The 24,529-nt window shown below is 68.0% G+C and carries 26 protein-coding genes; 17 read left to right on the plus strand and 9 right to left on the minus strand.

Features of this window, described 5'->3' with window-relative positions; all coding sequences use genetic code 11:
- Nucleotides 1–2 precede the first annotated feature (2 nt).
- Nucleotides 3–2,453: an RHS repeat domain-containing protein gene (locus AC3A6Y_RS03870; RefSeq protein WP_487866907.1), complete on the plus strand. Its 2,451-nt coding sequence runs from the start codon at nt 3–5 to the stop codon at nt 2,451–2,453.
- Nucleotides 2,454–2,527: 74 nt separating this feature from the next.
- On the opposite strand, the gene creC is transcribed toward AC3A6Y_RS03870, so the two are convergent.
- Both creC and creB read right to left on the minus strand, forming a co-directional pair.
- Nucleotides 2,528–3,967 (minus strand): two-component system sensor histidine kinase CreC, encoded by a 1,440-nt coding sequence (gene creC / locus AC3A6Y_RS03875; RefSeq protein WP_487866908.1) that lies wholly within the window; start codon nt 3,965–3,967, stop codon nt 2,528–2,530.
- 94 nt (nt 3,968–4,061) lie between these two features.
- On the minus strand, nt 4,062–4,808 hold the full coding sequence (gene creB / locus AC3A6Y_RS03880; RefSeq protein ID WP_487866909.1) for a two-component system response regulator CreB: 747 nt from the start codon (nt 4,806–4,808) through the stop codon (nt 4,062–4,064).
- Between the two features lie 80 nt (nt 4,809–4,888).
- Between creB and AC3A6Y_RS03885 the strand changes: the two genes are divergently transcribed.
- Nucleotides 4,889–5,821 carry a YcjF family protein gene (locus tag AC3A6Y_RS03885; protein WP_487866910.1) on the plus strand — a complete coding sequence of 311 codons (933 nt, stop codon included), beginning with the start codon at nt 4,889–4,891 and terminating at the stop codon, nt 5,819–5,821.
- A gap of 68 nt (nt 5,822–5,889) precedes the next feature.
- Here AC3A6Y_RS03885 and AC3A6Y_RS03890 read toward each other — a convergent pair whose 3' ends face one another.
- The gene (locus tag AC3A6Y_RS03890) at nt 5,890–6,663 is read right to left on the minus strand and encodes a TIGR04325 family methyltransferase (RefSeq protein ID WP_487866911.1); all 774 of its coding nucleotides are present in this window, start codon (nt 6,661–6,663) and stop codon (nt 5,890–5,892) included.
- Nucleotides 6,664–6,776: 113 nt separating this feature from the next.
- Nucleotides 6,777–6,971 (minus strand): heavy-metal-associated domain-containing protein, encoded by a 195-nt coding sequence (locus tag AC3A6Y_RS03895; RefSeq protein ID WP_309960883.1) that lies wholly within the window; start codon nt 6,969–6,971, stop codon nt 6,777–6,779.
- Nucleotides 6,972–7,204: 233 nt separating this feature from the next.
- On the opposite strand from AC3A6Y_RS03895, the gene AC3A6Y_RS03900 reads away from it, so the two are divergent.
- Both AC3A6Y_RS03900 and AC3A6Y_RS03905 read left to right on the plus strand, forming a co-directional pair.
- A complete protein-coding gene (locus tag AC3A6Y_RS03900) occupies nt 7,205–7,894 on the plus strand; it encodes a response regulator transcription factor (RefSeq protein WP_487866912.1) in 690 nt (229 codons plus the stop codon).
- A gap of 56 nt (nt 7,895–7,950) precedes the next feature.
- Complete coding sequence (locus AC3A6Y_RS03905; RefSeq protein WP_487867789.1) at nt 7,951–9,300, plus strand: sensor histidine kinase; 1,350 nt, start codon at nt 7,951–7,953, stop codon at nt 9,298–9,300.
- On the opposite strand, the gene AC3A6Y_RS03910 is transcribed toward AC3A6Y_RS03905, so the two are convergent.
- A complete protein-coding gene (locus AC3A6Y_RS03910; protein WP_487866913.1) occupies nt 9,282–10,385 on the minus strand; it encodes an alkene reductase in 1,104 nt (367 codons plus the stop codon). The genes AC3A6Y_RS03905 and AC3A6Y_RS03910 overlap by 19 nt on opposite strands.
- Before the next feature lie 116 nt (nt 10,386–10,501).
- On the opposite strand from AC3A6Y_RS03910, the gene AC3A6Y_RS03915 reads away from it, so the two are divergent.
- Nucleotides 10,502–11,713 carry a YbfB/YjiJ family MFS transporter gene (locus tag AC3A6Y_RS03915; protein WP_487866914.1) on the plus strand — a complete coding sequence of 404 codons (1,212 nt, stop codon included), beginning with the start codon at nt 10,502–10,504 and terminating at the stop codon, nt 11,711–11,713.
- Between the two features lie 22 nt (nt 11,714–11,735).
- Here the strand turns inward: AC3A6Y_RS03915 and gstA are convergent, their stop codons facing one another.
- A complete protein-coding gene (gstA, locus tag AC3A6Y_RS03920) occupies nt 11,736–12,344 on the minus strand; it encodes a glutathione transferase GstA (protein ID WP_487866915.1) in 609 nt (202 codons plus the stop codon).
- Nucleotides 12,345–12,524: 180 nt separating this feature from the next.
- Here gstA and AC3A6Y_RS03925 point away from each other — a divergent pair, with 180 nt between their 5' ends.
- From AC3A6Y_RS03925 to AC3A6Y_RS03965, 9 genes are all read left to right on the plus strand, one after another.
- Nucleotides 12,525–12,710, plus strand: coding sequence for a DUF1328 family protein (locus tag AC3A6Y_RS03925; protein WP_487866916.1), 186 nt, complete (start codon nt 12,525–12,527; stop codon nt 12,708–12,710).
- A 39-nt stretch (nt 12,711–12,749) separates the two neighbouring features.
- Complete coding sequence (locus AC3A6Y_RS03930; RefSeq protein WP_487866917.1) at nt 12,750–13,673, plus strand: transglutaminase-like domain-containing protein; 924 nt, start codon at nt 12,750–12,752, stop codon at nt 13,671–13,673.
- Nucleotides 13,674–13,821: 148 nt separating this feature from the next.
- Nucleotides 13,822–15,774 carry a tRNA uridine-5-carboxymethylaminomethyl(34) synthesis enzyme MnmG gene (mnmG, locus tag AC3A6Y_RS03935; protein ID WP_487866918.1) on the plus strand — a complete coding sequence of 651 codons (1,953 nt, stop codon included), beginning with the start codon at nt 13,822–13,824 and terminating at the stop codon, nt 15,772–15,774.
- The gene (gene rsmG / locus AC3A6Y_RS03940) at nt 15,771–16,409 is read left to right on the plus strand and encodes a 16S rRNA (guanine(527)-N(7))-methyltransferase RsmG (protein ID WP_487866919.1); all 639 of its coding nucleotides are present in this window, start codon (nt 15,771–15,773) and stop codon (nt 16,407–16,409) included. The genes mnmG and rsmG overlap by 4 nt, the downstream gene beginning before the upstream one ends.
- Nucleotides 16,410–16,469: 60 nt before the next feature.
- Nucleotides 16,470–17,084, plus strand: coding sequence for a LysE family transporter (locus AC3A6Y_RS03945; protein ID WP_487866920.1), 615 nt, complete (start codon nt 16,470–16,472; stop codon nt 17,082–17,084).
- A 1-nt stretch (nt 17,085) separates the two neighbouring features.
- Nucleotides 17,086–17,940, plus strand: coding sequence for a ParA family protein (locus AC3A6Y_RS03950; RefSeq protein WP_487866921.1), 855 nt, complete (start codon nt 17,086–17,088; stop codon nt 17,938–17,940).
- A gap of 42 nt (nt 17,941–17,982) precedes the next feature.
- Nucleotides 17,983–18,525 carry an RBBP9/YdeN family alpha/beta hydrolase gene (locus AC3A6Y_RS03955; protein ID WP_487866922.1) on the plus strand — a complete coding sequence of 181 codons (543 nt, stop codon included), beginning with the start codon at nt 17,983–17,985 and terminating at the stop codon, nt 18,523–18,525.
- Between the two features lie 5 nt (nt 18,526–18,530).
- Entirely contained in the window at nt 18,531–19,475 is a 945-nt protein-coding gene (locus AC3A6Y_RS03960; protein WP_487866923.1) for a ParB/RepB/Spo0J family partition protein, read from the plus strand.
- Nucleotides 19,476–19,593: 118 nt separating this feature from the next.
- On the plus strand, nt 19,594–20,481 hold the full coding sequence (locus AC3A6Y_RS03965; RefSeq protein WP_487866924.1) for a CsgG/HfaB family protein: 888 nt from the start codon (nt 19,594–19,596) through the stop codon (nt 20,479–20,481).
- A 78-nt stretch (nt 20,482–20,559) separates the two neighbouring features.
- Here AC3A6Y_RS03965 and AC3A6Y_RS03970 read toward each other — a convergent pair whose 3' ends face one another.
- Nucleotides 20,560–21,984, minus strand: a complete 1,425-nt coding sequence (locus AC3A6Y_RS03970; RefSeq protein WP_487866925.1) for an FAD-binding oxidoreductase — start codon at nt 21,982–21,984, stop codon at nt 20,560–20,562.
- Between the two features lie 58 nt (nt 21,985–22,042).
- Between AC3A6Y_RS03970 and AC3A6Y_RS03975 the strand changes: the two genes are divergently transcribed.
- The 3 genes from AC3A6Y_RS03975 to AC3A6Y_RS03985 all read left to right on the plus strand — a co-directional run bounded on the left by AC3A6Y_RS03975 (nt 22,043) and on the right by AC3A6Y_RS03985 (nt 23,579).
- Nucleotides 22,043–22,618 carry a cob(I)yrinic acid a,c-diamide adenosyltransferase gene (locus AC3A6Y_RS03975; protein WP_487866926.1) on the plus strand — a complete coding sequence of 192 codons (576 nt, stop codon included), beginning with the start codon at nt 22,043–22,045 and terminating at the stop codon, nt 22,616–22,618.
- A gap of 26 nt (nt 22,619–22,644) precedes the next feature.
- Nucleotides 22,645–22,998: a hypothetical protein gene (locus AC3A6Y_RS03980; protein WP_487866927.1), complete on the plus strand. Its 354-nt coding sequence runs from the start codon at nt 22,645–22,647 to the stop codon at nt 22,996–22,998.
- A 125-nt stretch (nt 22,999–23,123) separates the two neighbouring features.
- Nucleotides 23,124–23,579: an RcnB family protein gene (locus AC3A6Y_RS03985; RefSeq protein ID WP_487866928.1), complete on the plus strand. Its 456-nt coding sequence runs from the start codon at nt 23,124–23,126 to the stop codon at nt 23,577–23,579.
- A gap of 10 nt (nt 23,580–23,589) precedes the next feature.
- On the opposite strand, the gene AC3A6Y_RS03990 is transcribed toward AC3A6Y_RS03985, so the two are convergent.
- Both AC3A6Y_RS03990 and phaP read right to left on the minus strand, forming a co-directional pair.
- Nucleotides 23,590–23,841, minus strand: coding sequence for a hypothetical protein (locus AC3A6Y_RS03990; protein WP_487866929.1), 252 nt, complete (start codon nt 23,839–23,841; stop codon nt 23,590–23,592).
- 122 nt (nt 23,842–23,963) lie between these two features.
- Nucleotides 23,964–24,455, minus strand: coding sequence for a TIGR01841 family phasin (phaP, locus tag AC3A6Y_RS03995; RefSeq protein WP_487866930.1), 492 nt, complete (start codon nt 24,453–24,455; stop codon nt 23,964–23,966).
- Nucleotides 24,456–24,529 lie beyond the last annotated feature (74 nt).

The following is a 24,529-nucleotide window of genomic DNA, read 5'->3' on the forward strand; positions in this document are numbered from 1 at the left end:
TCATGACAACCATCAACGCAAGCGTGTTTGCCGGACTCACCGGCGCCAACCCCACTCTCATCGCGCGAGCCGTCGCGCTCATCAACGACCAGCGCTTGACCTCACTGGAGCCGCTCCGGCAGGAGTTGAGCAAAGGCGGTTTTACGATACGCCAGGCAACGCCCACGGACAAGATGGACGGCAATCCCGCTATCTTTGTCGATCCAGTACGCGACTTCCAAGGCAATGTCATCCAACGTGGTGAAATCGTTCTTCGCGTGGAAGACCTTAGGTCAGCCAGCGATCCCAGCGTACTCAAGTTCATCGATAACATCGACCATGAGGGAGCAGGACATGGCAGCGGTGCAAAGGTTTTGGAACGAGCGGCCGCGCGTGGCAACTTGGTGGCCGCTCAAAGCGGCCTCTCCACAACCGAACGAGGCGACAAGTACATCAAGGCCGTGCTCGACGATGAAACAAGCGCGCGGTATCAAAGTTGGACGTTCCGCAACGAACTCAACAGCTTGAATACCGAGTACACGGCATCCAACCGCGCGTCGCTCGCCACCGACGAGATCTACAAGGAACTCGCCCGTCTCGACAATGTTGCAAACGGACTGGGCCTGACGGGAACTGCCAAATCAACCTATATCGTCGAGCATGCGCGTGACGCAATGGCCGCCTACGACAACCACTACTACCCCGCGTCTGCGGGCATGTACGTCATCGACACGCTGCGCATCAAGGACACGCCGGCGGGTGCGGACTATCTGCTCCATGTCAAACAGAGCTTCAACGCCATGGGCTACGAGGTGATCGAACCGGTCATGCACGACGACGGCTCATCGAGTGCCGCCATCTTGTACGAGGACGGTAGCCGTACCGAGGTGATCTTCGATTCGAACGGCAACCTTTACCAAAGGGCTCGAACGCTTGCGAGCGGCGACCAGACCGTGACCCAGTACCTCGCAAACGGCCAGGCTTGGCGAGTCTCCGAGACCGATGGCGCCCGCGACAACGCCGACTACAGCAACCGCATCACCACCTACGACGCCCAGGGTCGCATCGATTCCACCGACCTGCGCCGGGACGACGGCGCCCGCGACTGGACGGACTACGACCAGAGCAACGCCCAGCCCTGGAGCCGCGTCGAATCGCACTTCGACGCCCAGGGGCGCGAAGACTACGCCCGCACTTTCATCGACGACGGCACCTGGAACTTCTACGACTACGACCAGACTCACGCACGCGGCGACCGCACGTGGCTGACGCACTTCGACGCCCAAGGCCGAACCGATTGGTCCCATGTCACGCAGGACGATGGCAGTGTCGACGTGACCGACCACGACCAGACGAATGTTCGCGGCGACCGCACATGGCATACGCACCTGGACGCACAAGGCCGCACCGACTGGACGTCCGTCACCCAGGACGATGGCAGTGTCGACGTGACCGACTACGACCAGACGAATGTCCGCGGCGACCGCACCTGGCAGACGCACCTGGACGCCCAAGGCCGCACCGACTGGACCTCCGTCACCCAGGATGACGGCAGCCATGACTGGACGGACTACGACCAGACGAACGAGCGCGGCGACCGCACCTGGCAGACTCACACGGACGCCCAAGGCCGCACCGACTGGACCTACGTCACCCTGGACGCCGGCGGCCACGACTGGACCGACTACGACCAGGCCAACGAGCGCGGCGACAGCATCTGGCAGAACCGCACGGATGCATGGGGTCGCGAAGACTGGGCCAATGTCACGCTGGACGATGGAAGCCGCAACTGGTACGACTACGACCAGGACGGCACCCAGCCCTGGAGCCGGGTTCGATCCCGTTTCGACGCCTGGGGCCGCGAGGACTATGCCGACATGGCCATGGACGATGGCAGTCGCGATCGCTACGACTATGACCAGGAAGGCGTCCGAGGGTGGGCTCGCGCCATGTCCCATTTCGACGCGTGGGGGCGCGAGGACTACGCCGACATGTCCATGGACGATGGGACGCGCGACCGGTACGACTACGACCAGGACGGCACGCAGGGGTGGACGCGCGTGATGTCCCATTTCGACGCCTGGGGACGCGAGGACGAAGCCACCGTTTTCATGGACAACATGAGGCGCACGCGCTACGACTACGACCAGGACAACACGAAGCCGTGGAGCCGGGTCGAGCAGTATTTCAATGCCGCGGGGTATGAAGCCTCTGCCAATGTCTTCAACGACGACGGCAGCCGGACGCTGATCGAATACCTCGACCCTGGCGTCAGGCTGGTGACGACCTTCAATGCGGCCGGCCTGCAGATGTACAGGGAGGCGATCGTCGACAACGCGCACCATTTGCCGGCGCCGCCGCCATCGTTCTACGGCCGGCCGGTGGAGTCTCCCTTTCCGCCCGCGTACCACGATCCCTTCGATCCCTACCCCAATGCCGATGTCGAAGTGGGTCCGCTCGCGCCGGCGTGGTGAATGCGCAGCTGGTTCACCCGAGCGAGCATCCCCGCGACGAGACCGGCGCAGGGAATCATCGAGGAAGCTGCCCCTCAGCCGTGCGAGGCCAGCGGCAGCGTGAGCGTCGCCAACGCGCCGCCGCGTGGCGCGTTGGCGAGCTCGATGCGGCCGCGATGCAGCCCTGCGATCTCCTTCACGAAGGCCAGCCCGAGCCCGGTGCTCTTCTTCTGGCTGTGCGGCCGCGCGAGCGAATAGAACTTCTCGAAGACCTTGTCCTTCGCATAGTCCGGAATGCCGCGGCCGTGGTCGCGCACGGTGATGCGGGCCTCGCGTGCGCCGGCATGCAGCGCCAGTGCAACCTCGGCGCCGGCGGGCGAGAAGTCGATCGCGTTGTCGAGCAGGTTGCTGAGCGCGCGCCGCAACAGGAAGGGGTCGCCCTCCACGCGGGCCTCGTTGTCGATCGCCACATGCAGGCGAATCTCGCGCGCCGCCGCCGCGCCCTGGGCGCTGGCCGCCACCTCCTGCAGCAGCGGCGCGAGCGCGACGGTCTCGCTGCGCTCCAGCGCGCGCTGGGTCTCCAGCGCGGTGAGCTCCATCATGCGGTCGACGATCTCCTGGATGCGCTGGGTCTCGCGCGTGATGTTGGCGAGGAAGCGCTCGCGCTCGGCCTGCGGCATCGAAGGCTCCTGCACCAGCTCGGCCGCGCCGCGAATGGCCGACAGCGGGCTCTTGATCTCGTGCGTGAAGGTCTGCACGTAGTCCGCCACGTAGCTGCGGCCGGTGAGCGCATCGCGCATTTCGCCGAAGCCGCTGCGCAGGGTGTCGACGGCGCGGCGCAGCATGCGCGCGAGGTTCCAGCTGCGCTGGCTGCGCAGCCAGCGCCAATAGTCCGAGATCAGGCCGAAGGGCCGCACCAGCCAGACCGAGACGATGAGGGCGCCGACCAAGAGCGCGAAGGCCGAGCCCACGCCCACCCACAGCGTGCGGGCACGCGCGTCCTCGACGAACTGGCCGAAGCTCTGCACCGGCTTGCCCACGCTGACCACGCCGACGATCTCGTTGTTCCAGCGCACCGGGGCGGCGGCGTACATCACCGAAGTCAGCGGATCGCCCTCGATGTCGCGCGAGGTGCGCGCGCCGTACATGCCGGCCAGGGTGCGGCTGACGTCGCTCCACTTCGAATAGTCGGCGCCGGTGTTGCGGCCCAGCGAATCGAAGAGCACGCGGCCGCTGCGGTCGGTCACGTAGACGCGCAGCTCGACGCGGCTCTTGTGCAGGTTGTAGATCTGGGCGGAGAACTGGCGCGCGTAGACCGAGCGGAACAGCGGCTCCAGCCGCGCGGTGTTGATGGCGCCGGCGATCACGTCCTGCTCGATCAGGCTGGCCATGAGCTGCGAGGACTCGACCAGCGACTCCTCGGCCGATTCGCGGTAGCGCGGGTCGATGTCGGCGACCACGCGGTAGAGCAGGAAGGCGATGCCCGCCGTGTAGATCAGCAGGATGCCGATGAAGATGCGGGTTCTGCGGCTCAAAAGATGGCCCCCACGCTCCGCACTTCGTGTCGTCGCTGCCCCCCGAGGGGGCCGCAGGCCGCCTTGGGGCGGCCCGGCGCCGGCCTGTCCCGCTTCATCGCGGAGGCAACTCTTCGTTGAGCGCATAGCCGGTGCCGCGCAAGGTGCGGATCGCTTCGACCTCGGGTGCGACGGCGCGCAGCTTGGCGCGCAAGGTCTTGATGTGGGCATCGACCGTGCGGTCGAAGCTCTCGCTGGCGTCGTCCCACACGAGCTCGAGCAGCTCGTCGCGCGTGAAGACGCGCCCCGGGCGCTGCACCAGCAGCTTCAGCAGCCCGTATTCGTAGCGCGAGAGCTCGAGCAGCCGGCCGTAGTAGCGGATCTGCATGCGCTCGGCATCGAGCACGAAGGGCGAGCCGGGGAGGGTCGCCGCGGGCGCGGGCGCGATGCTCGCCGGCGGATGGCCGTTGCCGCGCCCGCTGCGCCGCAGGATGGTGCGCACGCGCGCCACCAGCTCGCGCGGCGAGAAGGGCTTGGCCACGTAGTCGTCGGCGCCCAGCTCGAGGCCCACCACGCGGTCGATCTCGTCGCTGCGCGCGGTGAGGAAGAGCATCGGCACCTCGGGCCCGCCCTGCTCGCGGTTGAGCGCCTGCAGGCGCTTGAAGAGCTCGAAGCCGTTCATGTCGGGCAGGCCCACGTCGAGGATGGCGAGCGCCGGCGGCTCGGCCGCGAACCGGGCGATGGCTTCCTCGGCCGTGGCGCACCAGACGGGCAGGAAGCCGTCGGTCTTGAGCACGTACTGCAGGGTGTCGGCGATGCCGGACTCGTCTTCGGCGATCAGGATCCGAGGGGGGGAGAGCATGGGGCGGATGGTAGCGGGCCGGAACCTTTGCGCGCCCGGGCGAACGAACAGGGCCTTTTCATTTTTCCGGAGACTCCACCGTGACCCCTTCCGAAACCCGGGCCATCGTGAGCCTGAGCCTGCTGGCGGCCTTCGTCGACGGCGAGAAGCACGAGCGCGAGCGCGCCGAGATCAAGCGCATCGCCGAGGGCCTGTCGCAGGCCGACGGCGTGCAGCTGCCCATGCTGTATCAGGATGTGCTGATGAAGCGCGTGTCGCTGGCCTCGGTGGCCGGCGAGCTGAAGAGCTCGGATGCCCGGCAGCTGGCCTACGAGATGGCCGTGTGCGTTTGCGATGCCGACGGCACCCAGTCGGAGGCCGAGCGGCTGTTCCTCGCCGATGCGCGCACGTCGCTGGGGCTGGACACGACGGCGGCGACGCAGTTCGCGCAGCAGGCCGAGGCGATCGCCGCCGTGCCGCTGGCACCGGCTGCTGCGGTTGCTGCGAGCCCCGCCGTCGACGGTGCGGCGCTGGACCAGGCCATCCTCAACGCCGCGATCCTCAACGGCGCGCTGGAGCTGCTGCCCGAGACGCTTTCGACGATGGCGATCATTCCACTGCAGATGAAGCTGGTCTATCGCATCGGCAAGGCCCATGGCTACGAGCTCGACAGCGGGCACGTGAAGGACTTCCTCGCCACCGTCGGCGTCGGCCTGACCTCGCAGTACCTGGAGCAGGCCGGCCGCAAGCTGCTGGGCGGGCTGCTCGGCAAGATGGGCGGCGGCATGCTCGGCGGATTGGGCAAGCAGGCGGTGAGCTCGGGCATGAGCTTCGCGAGCACCTACGCGCTGGGCCATGTGGCGAAGCGCTACTACGCGGGCGGGCGCACGCTCTCGACGCAGATGCTGAAGGAAGCCTTCGCCAGCGTGACGCAGGAGGCGCAGGGCCTGCAGACGCGCTACCTGCCGCAGATCCAGGAGAAGGCCCGCACGCTCGATGCGGGCAAGGTGCTGGCGATGGTGCGCGGCGCTTGAGGCGCGCTCGGCAGGCCGATCGATCTCGGCAACGGCGGCGGTCAGGCTGCGGCTTGGCTGCGGCAGCTTCAGGCCTGGTGCAGGTCGAAGCAGCACCCCGCGTAGTACGCCTTGTCGCCGCCCTCCACGAAGGGCACCTCGATCGGCTTGCCCTCGTTGCGCCAGGCGTCGCGCCGTTTGTAGCCCGACTCCGCCAGTTCCGCGAGCAGCTGGTCGTGGTGCTGGATGCGATAGGGGCAGACGGCGAAGCCGATGCTGTTGAGCGTGTAGAGCGTGCGCTCCGGATGCACGGCCGTGGTGTTCAGCACGATGCGCCGCGGCTTGACCGGCAGCGCCGCGATGATCTCGGAGATGCGCTGCGGCAGGTATTGCAGGCTGCCGGAGGCATAGAGCACGTCATAGCCGCTCGCGTCCCGGAAGTCGGTGCTGAAGCTCAGCTGCGCGCTGACCTCGCGCTGGACCGCGAGCTCGCGGCCCGTCTTGACCACGGTGGGCACGTCGCAGACCGTCCAGCGCAGATCGGCCGGGTAGTGGAGCATGCGGCGAAAGGCGTAGTACTTGATGCCGACGTGGCCGCCCAGGTCGAAGACGCTGCGCATGCCGTCGTCGAGCGCGCGGCCGATCCAGAACAGGCCCGGATAGTCGTAGAAGGCGACCTGATGGCTGTAGAAGGCGTCCGCCGGCGCGTTGTCGTAACCGACAGCCTTGGAGGGCGGCGCGCCGGCCTCGGCGGCGGCGAAGCTGTCGAAGGAGCCCATGAACAGGTTCTCCTCCCGGTTCTCCAGGAACTTGCGCCGGTAGGCGGCTTCACGAACCGACGGGGGAAGAAGACTCGAAAGCATGGGAGCCCTTTGCCTTTGTGTTGAATGCAAGTGCAGCGCGCATTTTGCACTTTGAAACAAAGGTATTCAATAGTTTCGATGGCCGGCGATGGGCCGCCGGCGGGCCGCGGCGGTTATTCGACCCGGTAGCCGGCGTTCTCGATGGCGAGGGCGAGATCCTGGCGCGGCTGGGTACTCAACACGTCGACATGGCCGGTTTCGAGATCCACGGTGACCTGCGCTTTGGGATCGACCGCCTGCACCGCGTTCTGGACGGCAGTGACGCAGTGGTTGCAGCTCATGCCCGACACCTGGAATTTCTGGCTCATCGTTGCTCCTTGAGGGGGTTGAAGCGTCAGTGTCGACTCTGCCACGGTGGCAATGTCAAGGTCGATGCATCGCACATTGGCTGAAGGGTAATGCGGGCCTCTCGCAGGCCGGGGAACTGCGGCGCGCAGCCTGCTGTCCTGTCGTATCCTCGTGGCCGCTCGTCACCCCGCGGTCCTTGCATGGGCAGGGCGAGGGCGTGGTCCCGATCCCTTCCTCCGCTTCTTCCTTTTTCATGCGAATCCTCCTGGTCGAAGACGATGCCGTGCTGCGCGGCGTGGTGCTGCGCAGCCTCGGCGATGCCGGCCACCGCGTCGACGTGGCGGCCAATGCCGAGGACGCGGACCACCTCTGGCGCGTGCAGTTGTTCGATGCCGTGCTGCTCGATCTCAGCCTGCCCGCCACCGCCAGCGAGACCAGCGGCCTGGCGAGTGGATTGACCGTGCTGCGCCACGCTCGTGCGCGTGGCGACCGCACGCCGGTGCTGGTGCTGACGGCGCGCGATCGCACCGAAGAGCGCATCGCCGGCCTCGATGCCGGCGCCGACGATTACCTCGGCAAGCCCTTCGACCTGGCCGAGGTGGAGGCGCGCCTGCGCGCCCTGGTGCGGCGCGCGCAAGGCACCGAGGACATCGCGACGCTGGGCCGGCTCAAGCTCGACCGCAAGGCGCGCCGCTTCGCGGTGGCCGGCGCGCCGCTGGACCTGCCGGCGCGCGAGTTCGAGGTGCTGTGGGAGCTGATGAGTCCCCCGGGCCGCACCGTCAGCAAGCGGACGCTGTCCGACAAGCTTTCGACCTTCGACGAGTCGCTGGGCGACAACGCGCTGGAAGCCTTCATCTCGCGCCTGCGCAAGAAGCTGGTCGGCAGCGGCGCGGCCATCCGCACGCTGCGCGGGATCGGCTACCTGCTGGAAGCGGCGGTGTGAGCGTCGCCGGCGCGCCGGCACGCCGGTCGGCGGGCGCGCCCCCGCTCAGCGGGCGCATGCTGCGGCGGGTGCTGCTGCCGCTGGCGCTGACCTGGCTGGTGGGCACTGCGGTGGCGGTGGCGGTGGCCGGCCATTTCACCGAACAGGCCTTCGATCGTGCGCTGCTCGACGACGCCTACGCCGTCTCGGCCAACGTCGAGTCCGGCGGTCGCGAGATCCGGCTGGAGCTCACGCCGCGGGAGGTCACGAGCGTGCTCTTCGATCAGTCCGAGAACATGTACTTCGCGGTGCTCCGAAAGGACGGCTCGCTGCTTGCGGGCCATGCGGGCCTGGCGGCGCCGGCGCCGGAGCAGGGCGTGCGCTACCGCTTCTCCGACATCGACTACCAGGGGCAGGCGCTGCGCGCGGTGGTGCTGAACCATGAGCCGCCCGATGCCTTCCGCGTCGTGATCGCGCAGACCACGCGGGCGCGCAGCGCGCTGGTCGAGCGGCTGCTGGTCTACTCGCTGGCGCCGCAGCTGGTGCTGCTGGCGCTGCTCGCCGTCTGGCTGTGGCGCGGCATCGAGAGCGAGCTGCGGCCGCTGGGCGAACTGCGCCGGACGCTGGACCGGCGCGATGCGCGCGACCTGGCGCCCGTGCCGGTGGCGCGCAGCTCGCGCGAGCTGGAGCGCCTGGGCGAGACGCTCAATGCGCTGTTCGAGCGCCTCGGGCACAGCGTGCGCGCACAGCGCGAGTTCGCAGGCAACGTGGCGCACGAGCTGCGCACGCCGCTGGCGGGCATCCGCGCGCTGGCCGATTACGGGCTCGCGCAGCAGGCGCCCGCCGTGTGGCGTGAGCAGCTGCAGCAGATCGCCGCCAGCCAGGCGCGCGCGAGCCGGCTGGTCGATCAGCTGCTCGGCCTGGCGCTGGCCGACGAAGCGCGCACCGGGCTGCAACGCGAGCCGCTGCGGCTGGACGTGCTGGTGGAACAGGCGGTGCTGCGCCATCTCGCGCGCGCCGATGCGCAGGGCGTGGACCTCGGCGCGCTGGGGCTGGAGGCACCAGTGACGGTGCTGGCCCATGCCGCGCTGGTCGAGGGCATTCTCGACAACCTGATCGACAACGCGCTGCGCTATGGCGGCCGCACCATCACCATCGCGCTGACCGAGCGCACGCTGGCCGTGATCGACGACGGTCCGGGCATCGCGCCCGAGTTGCAGCGGGCGCTGGTGCAGCGCTGGTCGCAGGGGCCCGAGGGCACGAAGCTGGGGCAGGGCGCCGGCCTCGGGCTGGCGATCGTGGCGCGCTATGCCGCGCTGCTGGATGCCCCCCTGCGCTTCGAGCCCGCCGGCGAGGCGGGCGGGCTGCGGGTCAGCGTGGCTTTCGGCGCGCCGCCCGAGGACCAGGATCAGTCCAGCGCCGGATAGTCGATGTAGCCCTTCTCGCCGCCGCCGTAGAAGGTGCCCTTGTCCCACGGGTTGAGCGGCGCGCCTTCGCGCAGGCGGCGCGCCAGGTCGGGGTTGGATATGAAGGGCTTGCCGAAGGCCACGAGGTCGTCGCCTTCCTTCAGTGCGGCTTCGGCCAGCGGCTTGTCGTAGCCGTTGTTCACCATCCAGGCGGCCTGGCCACCGGCCTTGCGATAGGCGGCCTTCAGGGCCTCGTAGTCGAAGGGGCGGTCCTCCAGCTCGCGCGGCCCGCCGGTGGCGCCCTCGATGACGTGGATGTAGGCCAGGCCCAGCGGCGCGAGCTGTTTCACGACGTACTCGAAGAGCGGCTGCGGATCGGCATCGTGCACGTCGTTGGCCGGCGTGACGGGCGACAGGCGGATGCCGGTCACGCCGCCGCCGACCGCGTCGACCACCGCGCGCGTGACCTCGAGCAGCAGGCGGGCGCGGTTCTCGATGCTGCCGCCGTAGTCGTCGGTGCGATGGTTGCTGCCGGTCTTGAGGAACTGGTCGAGCAGGTAGCCGTTGGCGGCATGGATCTCGACGCCGTCGAAGCCTGCGGTCTCGACGGCGTTGCGCGCCGCTGCTGCGTAGGCGTGGACGATGCCGGGCAGCTCGGCGGCGTCGAGCGCGCGCGGCTCGGAGGTCTCGGTGAAGGTGGGCACGCCGTCCCTGATCAGCACCGTCTTGGTCTTGGCCGCGATGGCCGACGGAGCCACCGGCTTGCCGCCGCCCGGTTGCAGCTCGTGGTGCGAAACCCGGCCCACGTGCCACAGCTGCACGACGATCTTGCCGCCCTCGGCATGGACGGCATCGGTGACGCGCTTCCAGGCCTGGAGCTGCTCGCCGGCGTAGAGGCCGGGCACGTCGGCATAGCCCTGGCCCTGGTGGTTGATGGCGGTGGCTTCGGTGATCAGGAGTCCGGCGCCGGCGCGCTGGGCGTAATAAGTGATGGCGATGGGGGGCGGCACCGCGTGGGGCGAGCGGTTGCGCGTGAGCGGTGCCATGACGATGCGGTTGGCAAGCTTCAGGTCGCCGGCCTGGATCGGATCGAAAAGGGAGGACATCCTTTTTGCCTTTTGTTGTGAAGGGGTTGGGTCCGACGGTAATGCGATCCGTTCGGCCGTGCTGTCACGGGGTTGTCGCACTGCTGCCAAGGCATGCCGCAGAATGGCCGTCCCCGATGAATCGCGCCGCCACGCTCACGCCCGCCCAGGCTCTGCGCCTTGCGCTCGCGCTGTCGCTGGGGGCGGCGGTCTCGCTGGGCATCACGCGCTTTTCCTATGGCCTGCTGCTGCCGCCGATGCGTGCCGACCTGGGCTGGAGCTACACGCTCGCAGGCGGCATGAACACAGCCAATGCCGCGGGCTACTTGCTCGGCGCGCTGATGACGCCGGCCTTGATGCGGCGCTTCGGGCCGCTGCGTCTGCTGGTGGGCGGTGCGGTCTGGGCCAGCCTGTTCATGGCGGCCAGCGGTTTTTTCACCTCGGCACCGGCCCTGCTGGTCCAGCGCTTCCTCGCCGGGGTTGCGAGTGCCTGGGTCTTCGTCGCGGGCGGCCTGCTGGCCGCTCGCCTCGGCGCGCTTCGTCCCGAGCGCGCGGGCCTGCTGCTGGGCCTCTACTACGGCGGCACGGGCTTCGGCATCACGCTGTCGGCCTTGCTGGTGCCCTTGGTGCTGCAGGCTGCGGCCGGCCAGGCGCATGGGTGGGCGTGGGCGTGGTGGGCGCTGGCGCTGGCCTGCGTGGCGGCGACGGCGCTCTTGGCCAGCGCCGCGCGTGCGATGCCGGCCTATGCGCCCACCGCCGCTGCGGCGTCACCGGCAACGGCCGCCGCGCCGGGCAACGTCGTGCTTCGCCTGACCTGGGCGCTCGCGGGCTACGCCATGTTCGGCGTTGGCTACATCGGCTACATGACCTTCGTGATCGCGCTGCTGCGCGAGCAGGGGGCGAGCCCGGGCAGCATCACGGCCTTCTACGCGCTGCTCGGGGTGGCCTGCGTGGCCTCGGCACGGCTCTGGGCAGGCCTGCTGGACCGCTTTCGCGGCGGCGGGCCGCAGGCCTTGCTCAATGCGCTGCTGGGGCTGGCGACTCTGCTTCCGGTGCTCAGTGGCGCATGGCCGGTGGCCCTCGTGTCGGGCCTTCTGTTCGGCGCGGTCTTCCTGTCGGTGGTGGCCTCGACCACGGCCCTGGTGCGCCACAACCTGCCGGATGCGCAATGGGCGAGCGGCATCAGCGCCTTCACCATCGTCTTCGCGCTGGGACAAATCGTCGGACCGACCGTGACGGGCTGGATCTCCGACGGCGCCGGTGGCCTGGCGCGCGGCCTCGTGGCCTCGGCCGTGGCGCTGTGGATCGGCGCAGCGCTGGCGTGGCGTCAGCGGCCGCTGGACCGCTGAGCGACGCCGCGCGCGTGCGGGATTACTTGCTCAGGCCCTCGGCCTTGAGCGCTTCCTGCACCTTCGGCCGGGCGCCGACGCGGGCATGCCAGGCCTGCACGTTCGGGTAGGGCGACAGGTCGATCCCGACCGGCTTGGCCCAGTTGGTGACGGTGAACAGGTAGCCGTCGGCCACGGTGAAGTGGTCGCCCATCAGGTATTCCTTGCCGGCGAGCTCGCGGTCGAGCCACTCGTAGCGCGACTGCAGCTTGGACTTGAAGACAGCCTTGGCTTCGTCGGGCATGGCGGGATTGAAGAAGGGCGAGTAGGTCTTGTGCATCTCGGTGCCGATGAAGGTGAGCCACTCCTGCAGCCGATAGCGCGACAGCGTGCCGGCAGCCGGCGCGAGGTTCTTGGTGGGGGCGAGGTCGGCGATGTACTGCACGATGGCCGGGCCTTCGCGCAGCCGCGTGCCGTCGTCGAGCTCGAGCATCGGCACGTAGCCGAGGGGGTTGATGCCGTAGTAGTCGGTGCCGTCCTGCAGCTTGTGGCTCTTGGTGCTGGCGAGCACGGGCTCGAAGGCGATGCCGGCTTCGCGCAGCGCGATGTGCGGCGACAACGAGCAAGCGCCGGGCGAGTAGTACAGCTTCATGCGAAAGACTCCGATGGTTGTTGAAAAACGGTCTGGGGGAGAGCAGGGGATGCTAGCGGTTTCGGCCGCGCCGCGTTTTTGTCCTACGGTGCCTCAGGCGGGCCGACTATCGGTGGCGGGAGAGGTCCTTCTTATTCTGCGTTGCACTGCGGCGGAGTCCGCAATCGAAGGAGTCCCTCCATGTTGAAGTACGCCATCATCTTCGCGATCATCTCGCTGATCGCGGCCGGGCTCGGCTTCGGCGGCATCGCCGCAGGCGCAGCCGGGATAGCCAAGCTGCTGTTCGGCCTGTTCCTGATATTGGCCGTTCTCTTCCTGGTGCTGGCGGCGCTGGGTATCGGCGCCACGAAGAAAGCCTTGGACTGACAACGCCGCGGCGGCTTCCGTCGCGGCCCGGGGAGGAATATGCATGTCTCGAACGTAGAAGCGGTGCTGGACTATGAAGTCGAAGCGCCGGCGCACCTGGTGTTCAACATCGAGGCCGCACGCAACGGTGCGCAGGCGGTTGCCAGCGAGTCGCTGGTGATCGAGCCGGCAGTGCCGCGGGAGGCCTTCTGCGACGAAAGCAGCGGCAACCGCTTCGTGCGCTTCGATGCGCCGCCGGGTCCGCTGAAGATCCACTATCGCGCGCAGATCCAGCGCGACCATGTGCTGCTGCCGGCCGAGCTCGCGGAGCTGCCGGTCAATCAGGTGCCGAACGACATCCTCCACTACCTGATGCCGAGTCGCTACTGCGAGTCGGACCTGATGTCGCGTTGCGCGCAGCAGCTCTTCGGCGATCTTCCGGCGGGCATCGGACGCGTGCAGGCGATTGCCGACTGGATCCACGACAGCATCGTCTACGAGCCCGGCATCAGCGACTCGACCACCACGGCGCGCGAGGTGTTCGTCGAGCGCGCAGGGGTGTGCCGCGACTTCGCGCACCTGGGCATCACCTTTTGCCGCGCGCTCAACATCCCGGCGCGCCTGGTGGTGGGCTATGTCTGGTTCGACGAGCCGCCGCAGGACTTTCATGCGGTGTTCGAGGCCTGGCTGGGCGGCCAGTGGGTGCTCTTCGATGCCACGCGCATGGCGCCGGTGGACCGGCTGGTGCGCGTGGGCACCGGCCGCGATGCGAAGGATGTGGCCTTCTGCACCTTCTTCGGGCCGGTGCGCATGACCGGCAAGACGATGAGCGTGCACGAGCTGCAGGACGAGCGCCTGGTGGCCTCGGCCGGCCCGGTGCCGAGCGGGCAGCTGGTGGGCATCGAGAAGCCCATTCCGATCAGCCCCGTTGCCGCGGGTTCGGCCTCGCTGCTGCAGGCACCGGCCGAGCTTCGTTTGCTATAAAAAAGATAGCAGACCACAAAGGCGGCAGGCGACCTGGCGGCGCGCGCCACGGCCACGGCCCTTGCCCCTGCGCTCCTCCCGGAGTCGTCTGCGCGATTAAAATCGACGCCCCTTTCCGCAAGCGCACGCGCAGGTGCGCCCCCTCCCCATGCTCTATCCCGAAGAATTCGATGTGATCGTCGTTGGCGGCGGCCATGCCGGCACAGAGGCCGCGCTGGCCTCTGCGCGCATGGGGGCCCGCACGCTGCTGCTCACCCACAACATCGAGACGCTGGGGCAGATGAGCTGCAACCCGTCGATCGGCGGGATCGGCAAGGGGCACCTGGTGAAGGAGGTCGATGCGCTCGGTGGTGCGATGGCCATCGCGACCGATGAGGCCGGAATCCAGTTCCGCATCCTCAATTCGAGCAAGGGGCCGGCGGTGCGCGCGACGCGGGCGCAGGCGGACCGGGTCCTCTACAAGGCGGCGATCCGGCGCCGGCTGGAGAATCAGCCGAGTCTTTGGCTCTTCCAGCAGGCGGTCGACGACCTGATGGTCGAGGGCGACCGGGTGGTGGGTGCGGTAACGCAGGTGGGCATCGCCTTCCGCGCGCGCGCCGTGGTGTTGACGGCCGGGACCTTTCTCGACGGTCGCATTCATGTGGGCCTGGACAACTACCAGGCCGGGCGGGCGGGCGATCCGCCGGCGGTCAGCCTTTCGGCACGGCTCAAGGAGCTGAAGCTGCCGCAAGGACGGCTCAAGACCGGCACGCCGCCGCGGCTGGATGGGCGCAGCATCGATTTTTCCAGGTGCGTGGAGCAGCCAGGCGACGGCATGCCGGGTGGGGCAGGGCCCATGCCGGTCTTCAGCTTCATGGGGCGCACGGACATGCATCCGCAGCAGATGCCTTGCTGGATCACCCATACCAACGCCCGCACGCACGAGATCATCCGGTCCGGCTTCGATCGCAGCCCGATGTTCACCGGGAAGATCGACGGGGTGGGGCCGCGCTACTGCCCGAGCGTCGAAGACAAGATCAACCGCTTTGCCGACAAGGAGAGCCATCAGATCTTTCTGGAACCCGAGGGGTTGGCCACCAACGAGTACTACCCGAACGGGATCTCGACCAGCTTGCCCTTCGACATCCAGTACCAGCTGGTGCGCTCGATGGCCGGGCTGGAGAACGCGCATATCCTGCGGCCCGGCTACGCGATCGAGTACGACTACTTCGATCCGCGCGAACTCAAGAGCAGCTTCGAGACGCGCGCCATCCAGGGCTTGTTCTTCGCCGGGCAGATCAATGGCACCACGGGTTACGAAGAGGCGGCGGCGCAGGGCCTGTTCGCCGGCATCAATGCGGCGCTGCTGTGCCGGGGCGAGGCGGCATGGTTGCCGCGCCGCGATGAAGCCTACCTGGGCGTGCTGGTCGACGACCTGATCACCAAGGGCGTGACCGAGCCCTACCGCATGTTCACCAGCCGCGCTGAGTTCCGGCTGCAGCTGCGCGAGGACAACGCCGACATGCGCCTGACCGAGGCCGGCCGCAAGCTGGGCCTGGTCGACGACGCGCGTTGGGATGCCTTCTCGCGCAAGCGCGACCTTGTTTCACGTGAAACAGAGCGACTTCGCTCGATTTGGGTGAACCCGCGGAATCTTCCGGCCAGCGAGTCGGAGCGTGTGCTCGGGAAGGCGATCGAGCGCGAGTACAACTTGGGCGACCTGCTGCGGCGGCCCAACGTCGACTACGTCTCCCTGATGTCCTTGGACGGCGGCAAATACGCCACGGACCAGCCGCTCGGTGCGGCGGAGATCGAGCAGATCGAGATTGCCGCCAAGTACGCCGGCTACATCGATCGCCAACACGACGAGGTCGAGCGCGCGGCGCATTTCGAGAATCTCAAGTTGCCGGCTGACCTAGACTACAGCCAAGTCAAGGCGCTGAGCTTCGAGGTCCGGCAGAAGTTGGCCAAGCATCGCCCCGAAACACTCGGGCTGGCCTCACGCATTTCGGGTGTGACCCCGGCTGCCGTCTCGCTGCTGATGATCCATCTGCGAAAGGGCGGGCACCGCGCCTTCGCACAGGACAGCCCCTCGGCCGAACCGCAGCAAGTCGGCGAATGAGCGCCGATCGGGAGCTGCGCGAAGGTGCAGCGACACTTGGGCTGAGCCTGGACGACCGGCAAAGCGAGCAACTGCTGGCCTATGGCGCGCTGATCCTGAAGTGGAACAAGGTCTACAACCTGACCGCATTGCGAGACCCGGCGAGCGTCTTGACCCATCATCTGCTTGACAGCCTGTCCGTCATCCAACCCTTGGCCCGCGAGTGGCCGGGGAGGGCGGCGCTGCTTGATGTGGGCGCTGGTGCGGGGTTGCCGGGCGTTGTCATCGCGATCCTGCGCGACGACATCGCCGTCACTTGTCTGGATGCGGTGGCCAAGAAGGCTGCCTTCGTCCAGCAGGTCGCGGCGGAGCTCGGTCTGGTCAACTTGCGTGGCTTGCACGCTCGGGTGGAATCGCTGACCGGCAGCTACGAGCTGATCAGCTCGCGCGCCTTCGCCTCCTTGTCGGACTTTTTTGAAGGGTCGAAGCATCTGCTCGCGCCCGGCGGGCGGTGGCTCGCCATGAAAGGCAAGATGCCGAGCGAGGAACTGTCGCAGGTGCCCGCTGAAATCGAGGTGTTTCACGTGGAACAGCTGAGCGTTCCGGGGCTGGATGCCGACCGCTGCATCGTCTGGGCGCGAAAACAGAGCGCTTGAGCAGCCGTCCGCGCATCGACCTCGCTTAGACTCGAAGCCTCCCTTTCCGAGGCAATTTCCATGTTCGGCATCGCTGACTACGGCGCATTCGTTGTCGCCATCATCATTTTTCTGGCGATTCCCGGGCCGGGCAATCTGGCCATCATCACCTCCACCGGCAAGGGTGGCATCCGCGGCGGGCTGGCGGCTGCTTTCGGCCTGATTGCCGGCGATCAGATCCTGATGTGGGCTGCCGTGGCGGGAGTTGCTGCACTGCTGAGCGCCTATCCGCCGGCCTTCAAGGCCGTCCAGTGGCTGGGCGCTGCCTACCTGGCCTGGCTGGGCTTCCGGATGCTGACCACCAAGCCAGGCGCCGCGCCGGTAATCAATATCCGCCCGCGCCAATACTTCCGGCAGGCGCTGATGATCACGCTCCTGAATCCGAAGGCGATCGTCTTCTACATGGCCTTCTTCCCGCTCTTCGTCGACCCGGCGCGCCATCAGGGCTTGCTGACCTTCGGCGTCATGGCACTGACGATTGCAGCGCTGACCTTCGCCTATTGCCTGGGTGCCACGCTGCTCACGCACTTCCTGGCGGAGCGGCTGCGTGCCAATCCGCGCATCAAGGCCCTGCTTGAAAAACTGGCGGGCGTCTTCCTGATCGGATTTGGCGTGAAGCTGGCGGCGTCCCAGTAGCATGGCGAAGATCTTCTGCATCGCGAACCAGAAGGGGGGCGTGGGCAAGACCACGACCACCGTCAATCTCGCGGCCGGGCTGGCCAAGGTCGATCAGCGGGTCCTGATGATCGACCTGGATCCGCAGGGCAACGCGACCATGGGCTCAGGCATCGACAAGCGCCAGCTGGAGACCACCGTGTACGACGTGCTGCTCGAGTCGGCCTCGGTGGCCGAGGCGCGGGTGAGGGCCGAGAAGTGCGGCTACGACGTGCTGGGCGCCAACCGCGAGTTGGCGGGCGCGGAGGTCGAGATGGTGACGCTCGATCGCCGCGAGAAGCGGCTGCGCACCGCGCTGGCTGCCGTCGGCGCCGAGTACGACTTCATCCTGATCGACTGCCCGCCCAGCCTGAGCCTGCTGACGCTGAACGGCCTGTGCTCCGCGCACGGCGTGATCGTGCCCATGCAGTGCGAGTACTTCGCGCTCGAGGGCCTGACGGACCTGGTCAACACCATCAAGCAGGTGCATGCCAACCTCAATAAGAACCTCCAGATCATCGGCCTGCTGCGCATCATGTTCGACCCACGCATCACACTGCAGCAGCAGGTCAGCGAGCAGCTCAAGTCCCATTTCGGAGACAAGGTCTTCGACACCGTGATCCCGCGCAACGTGCGGTTGGCCGAGGCGCCGAGCTACGGCCTGCCGGGCGTGATCTTCGATCCGGCCGCGCGCGGCAGCCAGGCGTTCATCGCCTTTGCGGAGGAACTGGTCCGGAAGATGCCGCCGGCCAGCGCGATGGCGGGTGCCACCGCGGCGGCGGCACCGGTGCCGATGGATGCGCCGCCTGTCGTCGTCCAGGATCCGCATGGTCTCTGAAGGCCGCCGGATCGAAACTTCTTGCTATCAATTTTGGAGCAGATGACCGCGCCCACCATCCTGTTGCTGCCCGGCTGGCAGAACAGCGATGCTCCGCACTGGCAAAGCCGCTGGGAGGCCGTGCATGGCGACCGCCGCGTCGAGCAGCATGAATGGATGCGGCCGCTGCGCGGCGACTGGTCGGCCCGGCTGGAGGAGGAAGTGCTGGCTTCGCCGGGACCCGTGGCCCTGGTGGCCCACAGCCTGGGCTGCATCCTGGTGGCCGCCTGGGCCGCCCATTCACGCAACACCCACAAGGTGCAGGCGGCCTTCCTGGTCGCCCCGGGCGATCTCGAGCGGGAGGATCTGCGCCAGCTGATTCCCGGCTGGGCGCCGATCGTGCGCCAACCCCTGCCGTTTCGTGCGTTGATGATCGCCGCCGGCGACGATCCCTACTGCAGCGCCGAACGCTCGCGCGGCCTGGCTCGCGACTGGGGCGCCCGCTACCACGATGCCGGCCCGGGCGGCCATCTCAACGGCGAATCCGGCCTGGGCGACTGGCCCGCGGGCCGCCAACTGCTGAACGAACTCCTGAAAGAAGAATGAACTCGATGGCCACCAAAAAACCCAAGGGCCTCGGCCGTGGACTCGAAGCCCTTCTCGGGCCCACCTTCACCGGCCCGGACACTTCCGCCAACGACGACGCGGCGCCGCCCAATCCGACCATCCTGAACCTCGACCAGATGGTCCCCGGCGTGTACCAGCCGCGCACCCGGATGGACGAGGGCGCGCTCTACGAGTTGGCCGAGAGCATCAAGGCACAGGGCATCATGCAGCCCATCCTGGTCCGCCGCCTGGACGGGGACGCATCGCGCGCCAACAACAATGCCGAGTTCGAGATCATCGCGGGCGAGCGCCGCTTCCGCGCCGCCAAGCTGGCGGGCCTCGACACCGTGCCCGTGCTCGTGCGCGATGTGCCGAACGAGGCTGCGGCGGCCATGTCGCTCATCGAGAACATCCAGCGCGAGGACCTCAACCCGCTCGAGGAGGCCCAGGGCCTGCAGCGCCTGGTCGCCGAGTTCGGCTTGACCCACGAGTCGGCGGCCCAGGCGGTCGGCCGCTCGCGCAGTGCCGCCAGCAACCTGCTGCGCCTGCTGAACCTTGCCGAGCCAGCCCAGGCCATGCTGATGGCGGGCGACATCGACATGGGTCACGCGCGCGCGCTGCTGTCGCTGGACAAGGCCACCCAGATCACGGCGGCCAACCAGATTGCGGCCAAGAAGCTCTCGGTACGCGAGGCCGAGGCGCTGGTGAAGAAGCTGGGGGCCGAGTTCAGCCTGCGGCCGCCGGCGCGGCGCGGCGGCGTGGAGAAGTCGCGCGACCTGCAGCGGGTCGAGGAAGAACTGGCCGACCTGCTGGCCGCCGAAGTCGAGGTGCGCATCAAGAAGCGCAGCAAGCGGGGGGGCAAGGTCGAGCAGAGCGGCGAGCTCGCCATCCATTTCGGCTCCCTCGAAGCCCTCAACGGCCTCATCGACCGCATCCGCCAAACGGCCTAGTTGCAAAGTGGGGAAGTCCTAGCTTCCGGACGGTTGTCCGGAGGCTTCTTTGCACCTATGCTCTGCCGGTTACTTTTTCTAACCTAATAGCCTGAAAGTATTCAGAGGGAATCCGACCATGAACTCCGCCCGTCTTTCGCTTGCCATCGCCGTGGGTGCGCTTTTCCTGACCGGCTGCCAGACCACCGACATGCAGATGGGCAGCCAGAGCGCGAAGACGATGGCGACCGGCAGCGCCGCCGGCACCGCCTCGGCCAACGCCAGCGGCTCGCTGGAGCGCTGCGCCTCGCCGCTGGGCACCGTCTCGCTGATCGAGAACCAGTCGGCCGGTTGGTACACCATCCTGCGCAACGAATACCGCCTCCCGCCCACCGCCAACCTGCTGCGCCTGCTGGTGCAGCAGTCCAACTGCTTCGTGGTCGTGGAGCGCGGCGCCGCGGGCATGAACGCCATGGGGCGCGAGCGCGAACTGATGGCCTCGGGCGAGATGCGCCAGGGCAGCAACTTCGGCCGCGGCCAGATGGTCGCTTCGGACTACGGCCTGTCGCCCGAGATCGTCTTCAGCAACAGCAATGCCGGCGGCATGGGCGGCGGGCTTGGCGGCTTGGTCGGCGGGCGCTACAGCGGCGTGCTGGCGGCCGTGGGCGGCAATCTCCAGACCAAGGAAGCCAGTGCGCTCCTGACCCTGATCGACAACCGTTCGGGCGTGCAGGTCGCAGCCTCCGAGGGCAGCGCCTCCAAGACCGACTTCGGCGCCTTCGGCTCCGTTTTCGGCGGCGGCGGGGCGGGCGGCCTGGGCGGCTACACCAACACGGCACAGGGCAAGGTGATCAGCGCCGCCTTCATGGACGCCTTCAACCAGATGGTCGTCTCGCTGCGCAACTACAAGGCGCAGACGGTGCAAGGCCAGGGCCTGGGCGGCGGTGGCCGGCTGGGCGTGGACGGTGGCGTCGCGCCTTCGCAGACCTCGGCACCGGCCGAGCGGGCCCCGGCGCGCCGCAGGTAATCAGAGAGGAAGCGCCGAAGTTCGGTCGGCGCACAACAAAGCCCGGCCTCCTGGAGCGCCGGGCTTTTTCTTGGCGCGTCAGAGGTTGAAGATCTTCCCCGGATTCATGATGTTCTTCGGATCGAGCGCGCGCTTGATGGTCCGCATCATGTCGATGGCGCCGGCGCCGGCTTCGTCGACCAGGAAGGCCATCTTGTGCAGCCCCACGCCGTGCTCGCCGGTGCAGGTGCCTTCGAGCGCCAGCGCGCGCGAGACCAGTGCGTGGTTGAGCTTCTCGGCCGTCACCCGCTCCTCGGGCGCGTTCGGGTCGAGCAGATAGCCGAAGTGGAAGTTGCCGTCGCCCACATGGCCGACGAGGAAGTAGGGGATGCCGCTGGCGTCGGCCTCGGCCACCGATTCGAGCAGGCAGTCCGCGAGCCGCGAGATCGGCACGCAGGTATCGGTGGAGATCACGCGGCAGCCCGGGCGCGACTGCACCGCCGCGAAGTAGCTGTTGTGCCGTGCGGTCCACAGCCGCGTGCGCTCCTCCGGCGTGCTGGCCCATTCGAAAGCCTTGCCGCCGTGGCCGCTGGCCAGTTCCTGCACCGTCTCGGCCTGCTCCTTGACGCCGGCCGGCGAGCCGTGGAACTCCATCAGCAGCATCGGCTCCTCGCGCAGCGCCAGCTTGGAATAGCTGTTCACCATGCGCACCGTGTTGACGTCGATCAGTTCCACGCGCGCGATCGGCACCCCCAGCTGGATGATCTCGATGGTGGTGCGCACCGCGGCCTCGATGCTCGGGAAGGAGCAGATCGCCGCCGACACCGCCTCGGGCAGCGGATAGAGGCGCAGGGTGATCTCCGTCACCACGCCCAGCGTGCCTTCGCTGCCCACGATGAGGCGGGTGAGGTCGTAGCCGGCCGATGACTTCTTCGCGCGCGTGCCGGTGCGGATCACTTCGCCGCTCGCGGTGACCACCTCGAGCGCCAGCACGTTCTCGCGCATGGTGCCGTAGCGCACCGCGTTCGTGCCGCTCGCGCGCGTGGCCGTCATGCCGCCGATCGAGGCATCGGCGCCGGGGTCGATGGGGAAGAACAGGCCCGTGCTCTTGATCTCTTCATTGAGCTGTTTGCGCGTGACGCCGGGCTCCACCGTCACCGTGAGGTCTTCGGCATTGACCGAGAGCACGCGGTTCATGCGGCTCACGTCGATGCTGATGCCGCCCTGCACCGCCAGCAGGTGGCCTTCGAGCGAGGAGCCGACGCCGAAGGGGATCACCGGCACGCTGTGCTCGCCCGCGAGCTTCACCGCATCGGCCACGTCCTGCGTGCGCTCTGCGAAGACCACCGCCGCGGGCGGCGGCGCGTCGAACGAAGACTCGTCGCGCCCGTGCTGCGTGCGCACCGCGAGCGCCGTGGAACAGTTGTCGCCGAAGCGGGCCTTCAAGGCCTCGATCAGGGCGGCCGGCACCTCGCGCAGCGCGATGGCAGGGGTGAGCTGGGAGAGGGCGGTTGGCGCGTTCATCGGCGGGTCTCCTGAGGGGGCTACCATTCTACGAACCACCTTCCACGAAGACAGCCACATGGGCAACCGACTCACACAGATCGCCACGCGCACCGGCGACGATGGCACCACCGGCCTCGGCGACAACACGCGCGTTCCCAAGGACCACCGGCGCGTGCACGCGATGGGCGAAGTGGACGAGCTCAACTCGCACGTGGGCCTGCTGCTCTGCGAGCCGATGCCGGCACCGGTGCGCGAGCTGCTGGTCGACGTGCAGCATCAGCTCTTCAACCTGGGCGGCGAGCTCTCGATGCCCGGCTACACCCTGCTGAAGGGCGAGGCGCTGCTGCAGCTGGACAATGCGCTGGCCGAGCACAACGCCGCGCTGCCGCGGCTCGCCGAGTTCATCCTGCCGGCCGGCACTCGCGCCGCGGCGCAGGCCCATGTGTGCCGCACCGTCGCCCGGCGTGCCGAGCGTGCGCTCGTGGCGCTCGGCGCCGAGGCCGAGCTCAACGATGCGCCACGCCAGTATCTCAACCGCCTGAGCGACCTGCTGTTCGTGCTGGCGCGCGTGCTGAACCGCGTGGATGGCGGCGACGACGTGTACTGGAAGAGCGAGCGGATGGCGCGTGCCGCCGTCGCTGACGACCAATGAAGCATCCGATTCGAGGAGATCGACTCATGACCATCAAACCCCTCTCGTGCGCCTGCGCCGCCGCACTCGCGGCCTGCCTGAGCTTGCCGGTGGCGGCATCCGCGCAGAACGCGAACGATCCGCCCACGGCCCAGCGTGCCCACACGCTCAAGTCGCCGCCGCAGAACAACAAGGTGCTCGGCGGCATCCAGCGCGGCTCCGATGCCGCAGGCCGCAGCATCGACCGCGCCGACTCGGCCACGCGCCGGGGCGTCAGCAACACCTCCGAGCGCGCCAGCAGGCCCATTCGCAACTTCGGCGAATCGTTGGGCCGCAAATTGCCCGGCGGGCAGGGCCGCAGCGCGCCGCCTTCCGTGGGCCCGCAGGGCAGCGCGCCCTGAGAAGCTTCCCAGCGGCCCCTTTACCCGCGCTTACACCCTTCATGCCCGCCACATCACCGGCGGGCCGGGGCGATACATGGGCTTTCCATACTGCACCCATGTTCCAACGCACTGAAGGAGTCGCAATGAACAAGCGCAGCAGGATCCGTACAAGCGTCGTCGCCGCCATGCTGGCACTCGGCATGGCCGGCAGCGCGCTGGCGCAGGACGAATGGCACGGCCATCGCGACCGCTACAGCCGCCACGACCAGGACGGTCCGCGCTATTCGCAGCGCTACGACCGCGATCACGACCAGGACGGTCCGCGCTATTCGCAGCGCTACGAGCGCGATCACCACTACAGCCAGCGCGGACGATGGGAAGCACGGGACGACCATCGCCGCTGGGAGGAGCGCCGCGCCTGGCGTCGCGGCGGCTACCTGCCGCCGGTCTACCGCGGCCACTACCAGGAGGTGGGCGACTGGCGTGCCCACCGGCTGCAGGCGCCGCCCAGCGGCTATCACTGGGTGAGCGCGAACGGCGACTTCGTGCTGGCTGCCATCGCGACCGGGCTGATTGCCCACATCATCGCGTCGAACTGACGCAGGGGGATCAGGCGGCGGCTGCGGCCGTCTGCGCGCAGACGTTGCTTCCGGTGATGGTCAGGCGCAGCCCGCCGCCATGCCACTCGAGCCAGTTCAACGCCACGTAGGCCTCGATGTCGGCATCGGCGATCTGGTCGGCCTGGCGCTGCTTCAACAGGTTGACCGTGGCAGGCAGGGCCTGCCTCAGCCGCTCCCGCGCCTCCTCGGCCGCCGTGGAGGCGGGGTTGCGCGTGGGAAGAGAAGTCGATGCCTTTGCCAAGATCGCTCCGATCGCAGACGAAAGAGACCAATGTACGCTTCCTGGAAGCGCCGTCACGGACCTTTTTCGCAAAATGGCGGGTAGAGCGGGTGCCGCCCGGCATTGCCCGCACCCCCGCACCCCTACTTGCGCGGCGTCTTCAGCAGCTTGCTGACCTCGTCCACGTTGGCGCGGATGCGCTGGCTCACGATATCGAAGGCCTCGGCCTGCGACTTGGCGGCCAGCTCCGACAGCTCACGGATGTCGTCCAGCGCCTGCTTGAAGGCGGCCTTGCCCATGGCATCGAGCTTGGCAAGATTTTCGCGCGGCTCGGCGGGCGACATGCCCTTCACCGTGCCCTGCCAGTCGACGATCGAGGCCTTGAGCATCTCGGTCTGACGCGCCACCACGGCCTGCAGACCTTGATAGGACCGCTCATTGGCCTCCATCAGCGCCTGCAGGTCCTTGCGCCCGCTCTCGACGATGGTGCTGGCTGCGCCGGCCAGCGGGAGATTCTGCAGGCGTTCGGCCATGCCCTTGAGTGGCTTGACGAAGGCCTCCTGAACATCCTCCGCGGCTGTCGGCCGCGCCTTTTTGGCGCCGGCTGTGCTGCTCGTCTTGCTGCTTGTTGCCATGCTTCACTCCGGGTTGTGGTTGGAGCCGCCACGATACGCCCACACCCCCGCTGGATGGAAGTCGCAAACGCCCC

The sequence above is a fragment of the Variovorax sp. Soil_C_17 genome (assembly GCF_057657265.1).